Here is a 15678-nt window from a genome sequence, read left to right as displayed (position 1 = left end):
ACGTATGGTGGAGGGGTGACCGACAACGTCCCTCCCCCACCCGATCAGAACGAGCCGCTGCCGGACCCGGGACCGCAGCCGGGCCCCTACGTGTACTCGCCGCCGACGGGCGAGCAGCCGGGCGGGCCCCAGCAGGTCGCCCACCCGGGCGCCGCGCCCGGCTACCCGGGCGCCCCTCCCGGGGGCCCCTCGAGCGGTCCCGCCGCGCACGGCATGCCGCCGAGCGGCGCCTACCCGGCCGGCGCCTCCCCAGCGGGCACCTACCCAGCAGGCGCCCACCCCGCTGCCGCATTCGGCGCTCCCCTGGACACCCGGGACCCGCATACCCCGCATCCCGGCCTGCCGTTCGGCTCCAGCTACCGCACTCCCCGATCCCGGTGGTGGAAGGGCGCGATCAGCATCGTCGTCGTGATCGCTGTGATGCTGCTCTTCTCGCTGCTCTTCAGCATCGTGGCCGTCATGGCCGACATGGTGCTGGGAATGCAGTCCCTCGACGCGCTCTCCGAGGGGCGCATCTCGATGACTCCGGCCGTCCTCGCAGCGACGAACCTCAGCCTCATCGCCGGAGCGGGAGCGGCTCTCATCGCGCACCGGTGGATCAACGGTGTGAGAATCGGGTACTTCCATTCGGTCGCGCCCGGGCTGCGCTGGCGCTGGCTGCTGATCTCCTTCGCGATCGCCGCCCCGGTCTACCTGCTGTTCGCCGCCTCGAGCTTCCTCGACCCCACGTACCAGTCGCTCACGTTCTCCGGCACCACGCTGGCATTCCTGTGCATCATCATCCTCACGACGCCCCTGCAGGCAGCCGCTGAGGAGTACATGTTCCGCGGGGTGGTCCAGCGCTCTGTCGGCGGCTGGTTCCGCTCGAACCGCTGGGGCTTCATCGTCGGCACCGCGGTCAGCGCGACGGCCTTCTCCGCAGCCCACTTCGCTGCGGACGTCTGGCTCATCGTCTACTACCTGCTCTTCGGCGTCCTCCTGTCGGTCCTCACCCAGCGCACCGGCGGACTCGAGTCCGCGATCGCGATCCACACCGCCAACAATGTCTTCCTCCTCATCGTGGCCTCACTGTCAGACCAGATGGATGCAGGATTCGACAGATCGGCGGGGACGGGCGGCCCCTTCATGCTGGTGCCGCTCGCGCTCCTGGCCGCCATCGTCGCGGGCCTCTCCTGGTTCGCGAAGCGACGGCGGCTCGCGCGCACGACTGGTGGAGCAGACACCGCCGCCGAGGCCTCGCCCGCCACCGGACCCATCCCGATCAGCACCGGAGAGACTTCTGCCGGCGCGGAATCCCTCACACAGGACGTCGCAGGGACCGGCCCGGGCCACACCAGCGCGACCACCGGACCGATCCCCACCGATATCGGACGCTCCTCGCCGCACACCGAACACCGACCGGGTGAGTGAGTCCATACTCACTGGTGGACCGACCCCACGCGCAGTAAACTGGAACCAATCAAGAAAGCGAGGCAGGCCGTGCTGCTGCACAGCCCCGCGCATCCGCCGACCGGACCCGCACCTGCGGCATCCGAGACGGCACACTCCTGAGGAGGCACGACCATGAACAACCTTCATCGCGAACTCGCACCGATCTCCGACGCCGCCTGGGCGGATCTGGAAGACGAAGTGAAGCAGACGTTCCGTCGCCACATCGCCGGCCGTCGCTTCGTCGAGATGCCCGAGCCGCGGGGCTACGAGTTCTCCTCACTCACCACCGGACGCGTCTCCGATGTCACCACGGAGGTCGACGGAGTGCGCGGCCGCAGCCGCGTGGCCCTGCCCGTCGTCGAACTGCGCGCGCCGTTCTCCGTCAGCCGCGATGAGATCGACGCAGTCGCCCGCGGCTCCGTCGACGCCGATTGGGACCCCGCGAAGGACGCCGCGATGCGCCTGGCCAAGGCAGAGGACTACGCGGTCCTCAACGGCTCGGGCGACGGTGTCGGACTGTCCGGCATCATCTCCGCGAGCCCGCACAAGCCCATCCAGCTGCAGTCGGACATCAAGGACCTGACGTCCGCAGTGGCCGAGGCCATCACGACCCTCCGCCTCGACGGTGTGGGCGGCCCGTACAACCTGCTCCTGTCAGCAGAGCTGTACACGCAGCTCGCGGAATCCGCCGACGAGGGCAATCCGATCTCCGCGCACATCCAGCGCATCCTCAACGAGGGACGCGTGATCTGGGCGCCCGCCATCGACGGCGCGATCGTCGTGTCGCAGCGCGGCGGCGACTACGAGCTCCACATGGGTCAGGATGTATCGATCGGGTACGACTCGCACGACGGGGAGAAGGTCAGCCTCTACCTGGAGGAGTCGTTCACCTTCCGCGTGGCGAGCGCCGAGGCCGCCGTGCACCTCATGCCCTGACCTCCGGGACCTCACCGCCGGAAGCCGCGTGGGGCAGGAGCATCCGCAGGAGGGGGCGGGAACGCAGCAGTGAAGCGTTCCCGCCCCCTCCTGCGTGCAGAGACGCGCATCCCCTTCAGTGATCCCAGCAGGACTCCGCCCACGATGAGCACCGCCCCGCCGAGCTCCGTCACAGACACCGCCTGTCCGAGCACCAGCCAGGCAGCGGACAGGCCGACGACCGGCACCAGCAGCGAGAACGGGGCGACGATCCCCGCCGGGTGCCGCGCCATGAGCCACGACCACACCCCGGACCCGGCGATCGTGCCGATGAGGGCTGTGTACGCAAGGCCCACCAGGGCGAGGACGCCCGTGCTCGATCCCAGCCCGTCGAACGATGCGGCGATCTCCGCAGGCCCCTCCACCACGAGTGACACCAGCAGCATCGGGACCGGCGGGACCACTGACATCCAGAACGTCAGCTTGAGCGGTTCGACAGTCCTCGCCTGACGGTTGCAGATGTTGCCGAGCGACCAGCCGAACGCACCTGCGAGCGTGAGGAGGAACGGCAGCAGCGCAGCGTTCTCGAACCGGTACCAGCCGACGACGGTCAGTCCGCCGACCGCGACGAGGATGCCCACCACCTGGAGCGGTGCGAGCCGCTCCCGCAGCAGGACTGCTCCCAGGAGGACCGTGAACGGCGCGGATGCCTGCAGCACGAGCGACGCCAGCCCGGCCGGCATCCCGATCGCCATTCCCCAGAAGAGGAAGGCGAACTGCAGGATCCCGAAGCCCGCGCCGTAGCCGAGCAGCCAGCGCACCGGCACCTGGGGCCTGGGCACGAAGAGGAGCGCGGGGATCGCCAGCACCGCGAATCGCAGGGACACGAGCAGCATGGGCGGGAACTGCTGGAGCGATGCGTCGATCGCAAGGAAGTTGAGCCCCCACATGACGGCGACTGACAGTGCGAGGAGGCAGTGGCTGATCGGCATGCACTGATCATCGCCGCAACCACCCCTCGGGCACCACTGCATCGACCACCACTGCGCAGGTCGATGACGCCCGCACCCGGAATGATGTGCGCATGAGTGTCATCCCCGACCGCTGCCGCCTCCACACCGGGCCGCCCTCGGTGAGCGCGCACCGGCGCCTGCGTGCGGAGTCCGGGCTGACACCGGTGTCGCGAGCGCGTACGTGACGGGCATGCACCTCTGGCTGCGCGGCTGACGGCCGCCGGAACCGGATCGCGGCTCCGTCAGCCCCTCAGTTCGCCCAGGAGGACGTGAGTGGAGTTCGGGAACGTGTAGCGCCCGTCCACGGCGTACTCATCGAAGATCCGCTCGAGGTCAGCGGTGAGGGGCTCGCGGGCGGGGTCGCCCTCCTTCGGCGCATAGGAGGTCGACAGGTGGCGTTCACGGAACGTCTCCCATCCGATCTCCTCGTCATTGTCGAATGCGAAGCGCTGGAAGTGGGTCCCGCCGTAGAACTCCGTGAGGTCCGCGTCTGTGATCTCCTCCGCGAGGGTGAGCGCCACGAAGCCCCCGACACGTGCACGGAACGCCTCTGCGACGGCTTCTACCGACGCTTCGCCCCTCCGTCGGAAGTTCCAGATGAGCGCGATCTGACCACCGGGCCGCAGGATCCGCCGGCACTCGGCGCGAAACGAGGGGATGTCGAACCAGTGGAAGGCCTGGGCGACGGTCACGAGGTTCACAGACGCATCCGGCAGCCTCGTCGCTTCGGCAGGTGCTCCCACGACGGTGAGGCGCTCGTCGTCCGCCAGACGAGCCACGAGCGCATCGCGCATGTCGTCGTTCGGCTCGACCGCGCTCACCCGCCAGCCCCGGGCCAGGAGCTCGGCCGTGAGCTTGCCCGTCCCCGCTCCGATGTCGGCTACGACAGCCGCACCTGCGTGGCCGGTCTCGGGCACCTCGGCGGCGGTCGACTCAGCAGCGCTCGTGCCGGCGTCGGGCGCACCGGCGTCGGGCCGCTCGGCTGCGGCGGCGTCGACGCCTCCGATCCGCGCGGCCAGGAGGTCGAGCAGCTCGGCCGGGTAGCCCGGCCGACTGCGGGCGTAGACCTCGCCCAGCCCGGTGAACTTGCCTGTGTTGTCCGTGGTCATGCTTCCCTTCCGTCCTGCCGACTCAGCACTGCGCCGGCGTGGGCGCGGTGCCCGGATGAGCGCTCCGCAGAACGCTCAGACCCCTACCCCGCCCACGAACAGTCGTGTCGTGAGGGGGAAGCGCACCATGTCGTCCTCGCGGTACGCGTCGAACAGAGCGCGGAGGTCCGCGACGAGCGGCCCGTGTGCCGGGTCGTCCTCGCGGGGTGCGTAGGTGGCCGACAGATTGCGGCCCAGGAACTCGTCGAACGTGAGCATCTGGTCGTGGGGGAACTCGCGGTACTCGTACCCGTCGGGCTCGAAGAACGCGTCGAAGTCCGCGGCGCTCACGCTGTGGTCCCCGCTGAAGCCGGGGAATCCGCCGATGTGCCGGCGGAAGGCGTCTGCCGTCGCCCGGGTGAACTCGCTGTCGCGACGACGTGAGTTCCACACGAGTGCGACCTTGCCCCCGGGCGACAGGATACGGCGGCATTCCGCGCGGAAGGCGGCCTGGTCGAACCAGTGGAAGGACTGCCCGGCGGTCACGAGGGCGATAGAGGCGTCCGGCAGCTGCGTGTCCTCTGCGGTGGCATGCATGGCGGTGAGGAGGCTGGTGGTCGCAGCCTTCGCCTCGAGGATGCCCAGCATGTCCCGGTTGGGTTCGACTGCGATGGTCCGGATGCCCTGGTAGACCAGCTCCTCAGACATCTTCCCGGTGCCGGCACCGATGTCCGCGACCTGGCTGGAGGTGCCCAGCCGCAGGGTGTCGGCCAACCACCCCAGGCACTCTGCGGGGTAGCCCGGCCGGAACCTGTCATAGATCCTGGCCAGACCGGTGAAGCGAGTCGTCGCGTCACGGGGCGCGCTGCTCACGTTCATGATCGGTCCTCCCTGGCGGGCCGGCACGCTGGTATCGACGGCGGGAGCCGGCGGCGAGCGCGACGGACATGATCGGTCAGCGTCTCTGCCGATGCGATTGCTTCATTCGAGAGTACCCAGGGAAACCCCTTGATGAAGCCTGGGCGGATGAGGATTCGATCACACTCAGAGCGCCCTCTGGACACCGGTTGTACCGTGGTGGGCATGAGACACACGGGAATCGCGTCCATGAGGCTCCGCACCCGCCGCTGACGGCGGACGCGGATACAGCTCTACTCCCTCCTCCGCCGTCGGACGTGCCACGTTCCGACCGGCGCCTTCAGCGCGCCCGTTCTGCGGAGGACCCCGTGTCCTACACCCCCTTCTCGTCTTCTCATCCCACCACTTCTTCCCGTTCCACGGCCTCTTCTCGCCTCGCCTCGTCGCCAGACGCAGGTGCGCCGCTCACCGGTGCGACAATCACCGATGCGCCGCTCACCGGTGCGACAGTCACCGATGCGCCGGTCTCCGGCGCCCCGGTGGGCGACCGGGCCCATATCCGGGCTCGGGACATCGCCCACTCCCCCGGCGGGCATCCCCTGCTCACCGGCGTGGACGTCACCGTGTCCGCCTCGACGAAGCTCGCCGTCGTCGGCGAGAACGGCAGCGGCAAGACCACGCTGCTGCGCATCCTCTCCGGACGGCTCGTGCCCGATGCGGGATCGGTCGACCGCGCGGGCACCCTCGCGATCGCCGATCAGGAGCTGCCCGCGCACCCGGACGCGACCGTGGGGGACCTCGCCGACGAGGCGATCGCTCCGGCCCGCACGGCCCTCGCCGCCCTCGACGTCGCCGCCGCTGCCATGGCGGCAGAGACCGGCCGCTCCAGCGCTGCTGCCGGCAACGGCGCAGGCTGCGACCCCGAGGACGCCTACGCTCGTGCGCTGGAGCTCTGCACCCAGCTCGACGCGTGGGATGCGGAGCGGCATGTCGATATCGCCCTCGAGGCTCTGGGCGCGGTGACGGACCGTTCCAGGCGGCTCGCCCATCTGTCCGTCGGTCAGCGCTGCCGCGTGCGCCTGGCCTGCGTCCTGGGCGCCCAGCCGGACCTGCTCATGCTCGACGAGCCCACCAATCACCTCGACGCAGCCGGACTGGACTTCCTCACCGCCGCCCTGCGGTCCCGCGCCGGCGGGCTCCTCGTCGTCTCACACGACGCGGCACTGCTCGCCGACGTGGCCTACGAGTTCCTCGACCTCGATCCGTCGGCCGACCGCAGGCCCCGCCTCTACGGCGGGGGCTGGGACGGCTGGCGCACCGGCCGTGCACGGGACCGCGAGGCCTGGCGATCGGCCTATGACGCGCAGCAGGCCGAGCACCGACGCCTGCGGGAGTCCGTCGACCAGGCCCGTTCGCGACTGTCGACCGGCTGGCGGCCGGACAAGGGGGTGGACAAGCACGCCAGACAATCGCGGGCGCCGGGCATCGTGCAGTCACTCCACCGCCGCGAGGACGAGCTGCGTCGTCACGCGCTCACCGTGCCGCCGCCTCCGCAGCGGCTCACCGTGCCTGCGGGCCGCGCGCAGGAGGGAGCTCCCCTGCTCACCGCCGACGAGGTCGCGGTGGCCGGCCGCTCACCGCATCCGGTGTCCGTCGGGATCGCCGGCGGTGACCGGCTGCTGGTCGTCGGCCCGAACGGGGCGGGGAAGTCGACGCTGCTCTCGATGCTGGGCGGGACGCTGGAGCCCGACGAGGGCCGGGTGCGCAGACACGGCGCTATGACGGTGGGCCTCCTCGGGCAGGAGGACGAGGCGGATGAGGGGCACCGCTCCCCCGGTCAGCTGCGCAGGCGGCGGCTCACCCAGATGCTCTCGCGGGAGCCGGACGTCCTGCTGCTCGACGAACCGACCAACCACCTGTCGATGTCGCTGGTCGACGACCTGCTCGACGGGCTCGAGGAAGCACGTGCCGCCGTCGTCGTGGCGACGCACGATCGGCAGGTGCTGCGGCGGCTCGCGCAGTGGCCCCGCGTCGAGCTCGCCCACGGCGGACGGCGGCGAGTATGAGATGACCGCTCCTGCGAAGCATGGACTTCGTGGACGGCGGGGCGCAGAATCGAGAGTGAATCCTCTTCTGAGCGGCCACGACCCGCTCGGAGCGGTTCTCCGACGGCGGCGACTCCGGTTCGGTGGTGATGGACGCAGACAACAACGTCGTAGGGCTGCTGTTCGCCGGGTCCACGGACGGCAGCACGACGTTCGCCAATCCCGTGGCCACGGCCCTGGACGAACTGGGAGTGGACCTGGCGGTCCCGCACGAGGACGAGCCGACGCAGTCGCCGACAGTCGTTCCAGAGGAGACCTCCGGGACGCACATCACGATCAACGTTCCGGGTGACCACGTCACGATCAACGTCGTGGTGGGCGGCGAGCCGACGTCCTGAGAGGGAACCGGAGGCGGCACAACCTCCCGGGACATCACACCTAGCCCGCCCATGCCTGCCACAGGGTGGCGTACCGACCGCCCGCGCCGACGAGCTGGGCATGTGTGCCGTCCTCCACGATCGCTCCGTGCTCCATCACGAGGACCCGGTCCGCCGCCTCCGCCTGGCTGAGCCGGTGCGCGATGACGAGAGCGCCCCTGCCCGCCAGCGCGGCCGCGGCGGCGGCTTCGAGGACCTGTGCGCCGGTCGACCCGGCCTCGGCAGTCGCCTCGTCGAGGATCACGATGTCCGGGTCCGCGACGACCAGGCGGGCGAGCGCGATCGTCTGCTCCTGCAGCGGGGAGATCCGCGCACCCCCGTCGCCCACCACCGTGTCGAGTCCGCGAGGCAGGTCGAACGCCCAGTCCGCCCCCACGTGGCGCAGCGCGCGCTCGATCGAAGCGGTGGACGCTTCGGGGACCGGCATCGCCACGTTGTCGCGGATCGTGCCGACGAAGGTGTGGACCTCCTGCGCGATCATCGCGACGTGGGCGCGGAGTCGGTGCTCGGGCACGGTCGTGATCTCACGGCCGCTGCGCACAGCCGGCCAGTCCTCGATCAGCTGTGCTGAGCCTCTCGACGGAGCGGCGAGCCCCGCCGCGATCTTCGCGAGCGTCGACTTCCCGGCGCCCGTCGTGCCGACGACGGCGACGACCTCTCCCGGCGCGACCGTGAGATCGACTCCGCGCAGGACGTGGTTCTGACCATCGGAATGATCGTCGTAGGAGTACCAGAGGTCGCTCAGGACCAGGCCCGCGGACCGTGGACCGGCGCCCGCGACGGGGCCGTCCGCTCCGAGCACGACGCCGTCCGCTCCGTGCACGACCTCGGAACGATCGCTGGGCGGCCGCCCGCCGTGCTCGGTGTCGACGGTCTCGACACCAACGGTCTCGGCGTCAACGGCCTCCGCGCCGTCGGGTCGGGATCCTGCCGCGTCGATCACCCCCACCATCCTGGTCAGGGAAGCGCCCGCCGACTGGATCTGGTCGAAGAGCCCCACCAGCGCGCCGATCGGGTTGAAGAGCCGGTGGAAGACCAGGGCGGCGGTCGTGACCGCCCCCGGGGTCGTCTCGTCGAACCACACGAGCGCGAAACCGGCGATGAGGAGCAGGGAGAGCACCACGGCCTCGGCGCGGTTGTTGCGACTGAAGGCGCGGGTGAGGAAGCGGAAGACTCCGACCGAAAGGTCGCGGGCCTCGGCGGAGGCGGAATCGATGCGGGTGAGCTCGATGTGCTCGGCGCGGTGGGCCCGCAGGGTCCGGGCTCCGGTCAGGCCGCCCAGCAGTCTGCCCGACCTGCGGCCGATCGCGGCGCGCTCCTGCTGGTACAGCGGCGCGGAGCGCGGCAGGTACCAGCGCAGCGTCAGCCAGTACATCGGCAGGGCGACCAGTCCCACGAGGCCCAGCCGCCAGTCCACGGCGGCCAGCCCGATCGCAGACACGACGACCACGAGGACGGACTCGACGACGAGCGGCAGGATCTGCGTGGAGGTCTCGCTCACCTTGCGCGAATCGTCCGCCACGCGCGAGACGAGGTCGCCGGTGCCCGTGCGCTCGACGGTCTGCGCATCGAGCGCCAGAGCCGCACCCACGACATCGGTGCGGAGACCCGCCACCGTCGGCATCGCGACCCGCGCCAGCGCCCAGGCCCCGATCCACGTGCCCAGCGCCATGACGAGTCCCGCGAGGGCGACGGCGATCGCGCTCGTCCAGACGACCTCGGGACCGGCACCTGCCGGAAGTGCGTCGACGAGACGACCGATCGCCCACGGCCCCACGAGGCCGGCCGCCGCGTTCGCGATGCCGGCGACGAGGAGGACGGCCATCCAGCCGGACCGTCCTCGCAGGTGAGGCGCCAGACGGGCGAAGGCGGCGCGCTTGGTCGAGAGGGGCAGGGTCGTGGAGGTGCCCGGCGCTGTCGAATCCGCAGTCATCGGGCCACCGCCTCACGGTAGGCATCGCCGATGACGCCGGGTGCGCCGATCAGTTCGCTGTGCGTGCCGGTCACAGCGGGTGCGCCGGCGGGCACGTAGACGACGGAATCCGCTGCGGCGAGGAAGGCCGGCGAACCGGTCACCACGAGCGTCACGGCTTCGCGCCGGAGGCCGGCGATGTCGGCGGCGATCCGCGCCTCGGTCACCGCGTCGACCGCCGTGGTGGGTTCGTGCAGGACCAGGATCCGCGACTGAGCGTGGAGTGCCCGAGCCAGAGCTATCCGCTGCCGCTGCCCGCCCGACAGATTGCCGCCCAGTTCCTGGATCCGGTGGTCCAGGCCGTCGACGACCAGTCCCAGCACCTCCTGAGCGCCCGAGGCCGCGAGCACGGCCGGAGCGACGGCGCCTCCGGCTGTCGCTGGGCGTTTGGCCGGGCTTGTCCCTGGGGCTGGGGTTGGGGTCGGTGGGGCTGGGGTCGGTGCCGTGGCCGGGGGAACGGCCGTCGAATCAGCCGTGTCCGTACCGGATGACATCGTGATGTTCGACCGGATGGTTCCTTCGAACAGGTCGACGGCGTGGGGCGTCACGAGGAGGTGATGGGGCCCGAGCACGCGGCTCTGCGACGTGAGCACCGTCAGGACGTAGTGGGCGAGCGCGTCATCGTCGACGAGTGCGCAGACGAGCGTCCCCGCAGGGACGTCGACGGAGGGGAAGGCGTCTCCGCTGACCGTCAGTCCCGATTCGTGAGCAGTGATGGACACGCGAGGTGCTGTGCGTGGGGGTGCTGTATGTGGAGGTGCGGCGGGTCCCGGCCCGGCCGGCGCCTCGCGCGCGTCGTGGGTGCCTTCGAGGTCTGTCAGCAGCGCCGCGATGCGGGATGCGGCGCCGTGGGAGCGCGCGGTCAGGCCGACGATGTCGGCGAGCGCTCGCATGGGCTCGGTGAGGAACGCTGTCATGCCGAGGATCGCGATGAGCGCGCCCACGCTCATCTGTCCGTCGATCAGCCGCAGACCGGCGACGACGAGGACCACGGCGAGCACCACGGACATGACGAGCGCACCGACGCCGCTGAGCCGACCGGACCGCTCCCCCGTCGCGACGCCGGCGACCGCCGCCTCATCGGACGTCGCGCGGAACCGGCGGAGCGCCCATGCCGAACCACCGAGGGCCTTGATCACCCGGAGCCCGCGCATCAGATCCGCTGCGGAATTCGCCGCGCGGGCCGTCGCCGCGAGCTGTGCTCCCGCCTTCTCGGAGACGGCCCTGCCGGGCAGTGCCACGAGGACCAGCCCGATGGGCACGGCGACGAGCACCAGCAGCCCAGTGACGGCATCCGACAGGACGAGGAGGACAGCGGCGACGATCATGCCCAGCAGAGCGGCGACCCCGCGGCCCAGGTGCGCGAAGACCTCGGCAGCGAGATCGGCGTCCGCGGAGGCGATCGACAGGACCTCACCGGACGCGCGGTCCGGCGGCAGGTCCGGCGACGTCAACGCTGCGTGCGAGACCTCCACCCGCAGCGCGTGCGCCTCATGCTCCCGGGCCGCATTGCACAGGCGAGCACCGAACCGGTAACCGAAGCTCAGGACCGTGAAGAGCAGCGCGATGCCCGCGACTGCCACGGCGAGCATCGGCAGAGACCGCGGGATGATCGCGATGTCGACGACCACCCCGATCGCGACCGGAACCAGCGCTTCGCACACCTGCCACACAGACAGTGACGCGACGCCCGGCAGCAGCAGTCGGAGCCTCCGGCCGAGGGCGCGTGACAGCAGCGTCCTGCCGGACGAGGGAGGGGCGGGCATCCGGCCATCCTAGGCCCAACCGTTCCGCGCCGTCGCAGGGAACACGGCGCTCCTGCGAGTCCGGAGGGACAGGCTGGCGCGCCCCCTTGCGGAGGTCCGATCTCACGGTCACTATGTGATTATGGTCACGCGCGCTCATCACAGTCCGATGCCCCCGCTCAACGCGTACGTGTCCTCACTGGGCGGCTCGCCGATCCGCAGTCTGCTCTCACTGGCCCAGGACCCGGACATCATCAGCTTCGGCGGCGGCGCACCGGCCAGTGAGAGCTTCGACGTCGAGGGGATCGGGAAGTCCTACCAGCGGGTGCTCGAAGAGCATGGTGCACGGGCACTGCAGTACTCGTCGACGGAGGGCGAACCGGAGCTGCGCGCGGCTGTGTCGGAGCGCATGACACTCAACGGCCTCCACACGGAGGCGGACGACGTCCTCATCACCTCGGGCTCCCAGCAGGGACTGGGGCTGATCGGCCAGGTCGTGCTCGACCCGGATTCCATCGTCCTGACGGAGAACCCGACATTCGTGTCCGCACTGCAGGCGTTCGCGCTGTCGCGCGCCCAGTTCCGCCCTGTCGACACGGATTCCGGCGGTCTCGTGCCGGAAGCCCTGGAGTCCGCCATCCTCCAGTACTCACCCCGCGCCGTGTATCTCATCCCGACGTTCCAGAACCCCACGGGCGTGACGATGCCGGAGTCACGCCGCCGCGAGGTGGCCGACGTCCTCGCCCGGTACAACGTGTGGCTCATCGAGGACGACCCGTACTCGGAGCTGCGCTACGACGAGTGGACGATGACCCCCATCAGCGCGGACCCGCGTCTCGCCCACAAGTCCCTCTACCTGGGGACGCTGTCGAAGGTGATGGCGCCCGGACTGCGGATCGGCTGGGTGCGCGGCCCCCAGGAGGTGCTCGAGATCCTCGCGACGACGAAGCAGGGGATGTCCCTCCAGACGTCGACGATCGACCAGCTCGCCGCAGTCGACTGGCTGGAGCACAACGACCTCGATGCGAAGCTCGTGCCGATCCGCGCCGAGTACCGCAGGCGCCGCGATGCGATGGTCGAGGGCCTCGACGCGGTCCTGCCCGACGGGTACACGCTCAACACTCCGATGGGCGGGATGTTCCTGTGGGCGACGCTTCCGGAACCGTTCGACGCGAGCGAATCCGTCATGGACGCCGTGCATGCCGGGGTGGTCTACATCCCCGGCATGCAGTTCTACGTTGCGGACCCGAAGCCATCGACGCTGCGCCTGAGCTTCGTGTCGAACCCCGTCGACGTCATCGCACAGGGCCTGGAACGGCTGAGCACGGTCTTCCGGTGAGGTGACGGTGCGGGATGGCACACTGTCCCGAGAGGCCGGACGACTGCCGCGGCCACCACTCTCACCCACATCCGAAGGGACCTCGCAGTGGACCCGCTCCTCGACCTCATCACCAGCATCGACAGCTTCCTGGGCTACGTGCTCGTCGCCGTCCTCATCCCGGTGGGCCTCTACCTGACGATCCGCACCGGGATCGTCCAGCTGCGTCTGCTGCCGGAGATGTTCCGCCTGATCCGCGAACCCGCCGGTCATGATGCGGACGGCAAGAGGCGGATCTCCCCGTTCAGGGCGTTCTGCATCTCCGCCGCCTCCCGGGTCGGCACCGCGAACATCACGGGCGTCGCGCTCGCCATCAGCATCGGCGGCCCCGGCGCGATCTTCTGGATGTGGGTCACCGCGGCCATCGGCGGCGCGACCGCCTTCGCGGAGTCCGCGCTGGGACAGCTCTACAAGGTGAAGGATGGGGCGTCGTTCCGCGGCGGGCCCGCCTACTACATCACGCACGGCCTGAAGGCCCCCGTCATCGGCGCGCTCTTCGCTGTGATCGTGGCAGTGGTCTACGGGATCGTCTTCAACACCGTGCAGTCGAACTCCATCACGGACGCGCTCGCCGCGAGCTTCGGCGCGGAGGCATCGGGCAGCGGGTTCGCGATCCTCGTGGGCCTCATCATCGCGGCCGCCGCGGGAATCATCGTCGTGGGAGGCGTCCACCGCATCTCAGCGATCACGTCGGTCATCGTGCCGGTCATGGCGGTCCTCTACCTGGTCCTCGGAATCATCGTCGTCGTCCTGAACCTGGACGCAGTGCCCGGCATGCTCGCCACGATCGTCTCGGAGGCACTGGGCTTCCAGTCGATCGCCGGAGCGGCCCTGGGCAGCATCATGATGGAGGGCATCCGCCGCGGGCTCTTCTCCAACGAGGCCGGAATCGGCTCCGTCCCCAACGCCGCGGCCACCGCGTCCGCGTCGCACCCCGCGAAGCAGGGGCTCGTGCAGTCACTGGGGGTCTACTTCGACACTCTGCTCGTCTGCTCGATCACCGGCTTCATCGTGCTCCTCTCCAATCCGGAGTACGGGGCCCCGCAGGGATCACAGCTCACCCAGACGGCGCTCGCCGCTCAGGTCGGCCAGTGGGGCGTCCACTTCCTCACCTTCGCGATCTTCTTCTTCGCCTTCAGTTCGATCCTGGGCAACTACTACTACGGGCAGACGAACATCGAGTACCTCACGAAGTCCAGGGCCGCGCTCAACGGGTATCGGCTCGTGGTCGTCGTGGCCGTGTTCTTCGGATCCGTCGTCGCACTCGATGCCGTGTGGACCGCGGCGAACATCGCGATGGCGCTCATGGCGTTCATCAACCTCATCGCGGTCCTGCTGCTCAGCAGGACGGTCCTGCGGATCCTGCGGGACTACCAGCAGCAGCGACAGGAGGGCGTCGAGCCCCTCTTCCACAAGGACCGGATGGGCGACCTCGACGGCCTGGACGCATGGGACGGCACGGACGAGGTGACGCAGACGCAGTTCTGGCAGAAGCGCAGTCGACGCTGAGTCTCGCAGTCCCTGGAAGGGTCCATCGCGCACCGGGAGGCGCCTCCTCATCGTGAACAGCGCCACAGACCCTTGTCGTTAAAGTTTCAACGATATACAGTGGTGCCATACCCGCTCGCACGACGACCCCTGGGAGACACCATGAGCGCAGCAGCCCCCGCCGCCGGCGAGAACATCCTCAGCCCCGCCACGACGATGGACGCGGTCACCCTCCACGTCGGCGATCTGGAGACGATGAGTGCCTACTACACGCACGCCCTGGCGCTGACCCCCATCGAGGAGCGCGCGGCCGGCCGTGAGGTCGTCCGCGTCCTGGGCCGCCGCGGCGTTCCGCTGATCCGCCTCATCGCCGCCCCGGGGCGCCCCGGCGTCGACCGCCGGCAGGCGGGCCTCTTCCACACGGCGTTCCTCTTCGACGACGAGGCGTCACTCGCGGCGACCGTCGCGCGTGCCGCCCAGCACCCGGAGAGCCGGTTCGTGGGTTCCAGCGATCACCTCGTGAGCGAGGCGTTCTACTTCACGGATCCGGAGGGCAACGGCATCGAGCTCTACCGTGACCGCCCGCGCTCCGCCTGGACCTACCAGCCCACCGGAGAGGTGGACATGGCGTCGCTCTACCTGGACCCCAACGCGTTCCTGCAGAAGCACCTCACGGAGGCCGCCCTCACGGACACGGAGAACCACGCCGGCATCATCGGCCACGTCCACCTCCAGGTGGGCGACATCGCCCGCGCCCGCGACTTCTACGTGGGGGCCCTGGGCTTCGAGACCATGGTCGGCACCCACCCCGGGGCACTCTTCGCCTCGGCCGGCGGCTACCACCACCACGTCGCGATGAACACGTGGAACAGTGCCGGTGCGGGTCCCCGCGCGTCCAGCCTGGGCCTCGGCGACGTCGCGATCACCGTCCCCGGCCGCGAGGACCTCGAGGCGCTCACCGCGCGGCTGGGCGGTGTCGGCCTCCAGTCCGCCGACGACGGTGACCGCGTGACCGTCAACGACCCGTGGGGCACTCACGTGACCGTCTCCCTTCCCGGCACGTCCACGACGGAGTCCCTGCTCGCCCGATGAGGTGTACCGCGGTCTCCGCCGCAATGGCTGCCGGCGACCGCAGCCGAGGCGGACTGCAGGTGAACCACGTCGCGGTGCGTCGTTCCCGTCACCGCCGCGTCCTCTGCTCGCATCGCTCTGGACGATTCGCCCCGGAGCGCCCTCCTGCTCGGTGTGAACACGTATCGCCAGACCCCCGAGGACCCGAACGCCGCCACCTGGAGTGCGGCGTCCGAG

General features: G+C 70.1%; 12 protein-coding genes. 7 read left to right on the top strand and 5 right to left on the bottom strand.

Annotated elements, in window-relative coordinates:
* Positions 1–15: 15 nt before the first annotated feature.
* Both BJEO58_RS05820 and BJEO58_RS05815 read left to right on the top strand, forming a co-directional pair.
* Positions 16–1410 carry a CPBP family intramembrane glutamic endopeptidase gene (locus BJEO58_RS05820; RefSeq protein ID WP_246075918.1) on the top strand — a complete coding sequence of 465 codons (1395 nt, stop codon included), beginning with the start codon at positions 16–18 and terminating at the stop codon, positions 1408–1410.
* A gap of 153 nt (positions 1411–1563) precedes the next feature.
* The gene (locus tag BJEO58_RS05815; protein WP_101588528.1) at positions 1564–2367 is read left to right on the top strand and encodes a family 1 encapsulin nanocompartment shell protein; all 804 of its coding nucleotides are present in this window, start codon (positions 1564–1566) and stop codon (positions 2365–2367) included.
* 11 nt (positions 2368–2378) lie between these two features.
* Here the strand turns inward: BJEO58_RS05815 and BJEO58_RS05810 are convergent, their stop codons facing one another.
* From BJEO58_RS05810 to BJEO58_RS05800, 3 genes are all read right to left on the bottom strand, one after another.
* Entirely contained in the window at positions 2379–3338 is a 960-nt protein-coding gene (locus BJEO58_RS05810) for an EamA family transporter (RefSeq protein ID WP_101588525.1), read from the bottom strand.
* Between the two features lie 263 nt (positions 3339–3601).
* Positions 3602–4468 (bottom strand): class I SAM-dependent methyltransferase, encoded by an 867-nt coding sequence (locus BJEO58_RS05805; protein WP_101588523.1) that lies wholly within the window; start codon positions 4466–4468, stop codon positions 3602–3604.
* A 75-nt stretch (positions 4469–4543) separates the two neighbouring features.
* Complete coding sequence (locus BJEO58_RS05800) at positions 4544–5326, bottom strand: class I SAM-dependent methyltransferase (protein WP_101588521.1); 783 nt, start codon at positions 5324–5326, stop codon at positions 4544–4546.
* 518 nt (positions 5327–5844) lie between these two features.
* Here BJEO58_RS05800 and BJEO58_RS05795 point away from each other — a divergent pair.
* The gene (locus BJEO58_RS05795) at positions 5845–7371 is read left to right on the top strand and encodes an ATP-binding cassette domain-containing protein (RefSeq protein ID WP_342779388.1); all 1527 of its coding nucleotides are present in this window, start codon (positions 5845–5847) and stop codon (positions 7369–7371) included.
* A 125-nt stretch (positions 7372–7496) separates the two neighbouring features.
* Positions 7497–7748, top strand: a complete 252-nt coding sequence (locus BJEO58_RS05790; protein ID WP_144573790.1) for a hypothetical protein — start codon at positions 7497–7499, stop codon at positions 7746–7748.
* Between the two features lie 40 nt (positions 7749–7788).
* Here BJEO58_RS05790 and BJEO58_RS05785 read toward each other — a convergent pair whose 3' ends face one another.
* Both BJEO58_RS05785 and BJEO58_RS05780 read right to left on the bottom strand, forming a co-directional pair.
* A complete protein-coding gene (locus BJEO58_RS05785; RefSeq protein WP_101588516.1) occupies positions 7789–9720 on the bottom strand; it encodes an ABC transporter ATP-binding protein in 1932 nt (643 codons plus the stop codon).
* The gene (locus BJEO58_RS05780) at positions 9717–11525 is read right to left on the bottom strand and encodes an ABC transporter transmembrane domain-containing protein (RefSeq protein WP_246075916.1); all 1809 of its coding nucleotides are present in this window, start codon (positions 11523–11525) and stop codon (positions 9717–9719) included. The genes BJEO58_RS05785 and BJEO58_RS05780 overlap by 4 nt, the downstream gene beginning before the upstream one ends.
* 148 nt (positions 11526–11673) lie before the next feature.
* On the opposite strand from BJEO58_RS05780, the gene BJEO58_RS05775 reads away from it, so the two are divergent.
* The 3 genes from BJEO58_RS05775 (at position 11674) to BJEO58_RS05765 (ending at position 15462) form a co-directional block, all read left to right on the top strand.
* Positions 11674–12843 carry an aminotransferase-like domain-containing protein gene (locus tag BJEO58_RS05775; RefSeq protein WP_246075915.1) on the top strand — a complete coding sequence of 390 codons (1170 nt, stop codon included), beginning with the start codon at positions 11674–11676 and terminating at the stop codon, positions 12841–12843.
* Positions 12844–12930: 87 nt separating this feature from the next.
* Positions 12931–14391, top strand: coding sequence for an alanine/glycine:cation symporter family protein (locus tag BJEO58_RS05770; protein ID WP_101588513.1), 1461 nt, complete (start codon positions 12931–12933; stop codon positions 14389–14391).
* A 141-nt stretch (positions 14392–14532) separates the two neighbouring features.
* Positions 14533–15462 (top strand): VOC family protein, encoded by a 930-nt coding sequence (locus BJEO58_RS05765; RefSeq protein ID WP_101588512.1) that lies wholly within the window; start codon positions 14533–14535, stop codon positions 15460–15462.
* The last annotated feature ends 216 nt before the right edge of the window (positions 15463–15678 follow it).

It is taken from the genome of Brevibacterium jeotgali (assembly GCF_900169175.1).
Taxonomy (GTDB): domain Bacteria; phylum Actinomycetota; class Actinomycetes; order Actinomycetales; family Brevibacteriaceae; genus Brevibacterium; species Brevibacterium jeotgali.
Note: the sequence above shows the minus strand (reverse complement) of the source record. Positions and strands in the feature narration are given on the sequence as shown.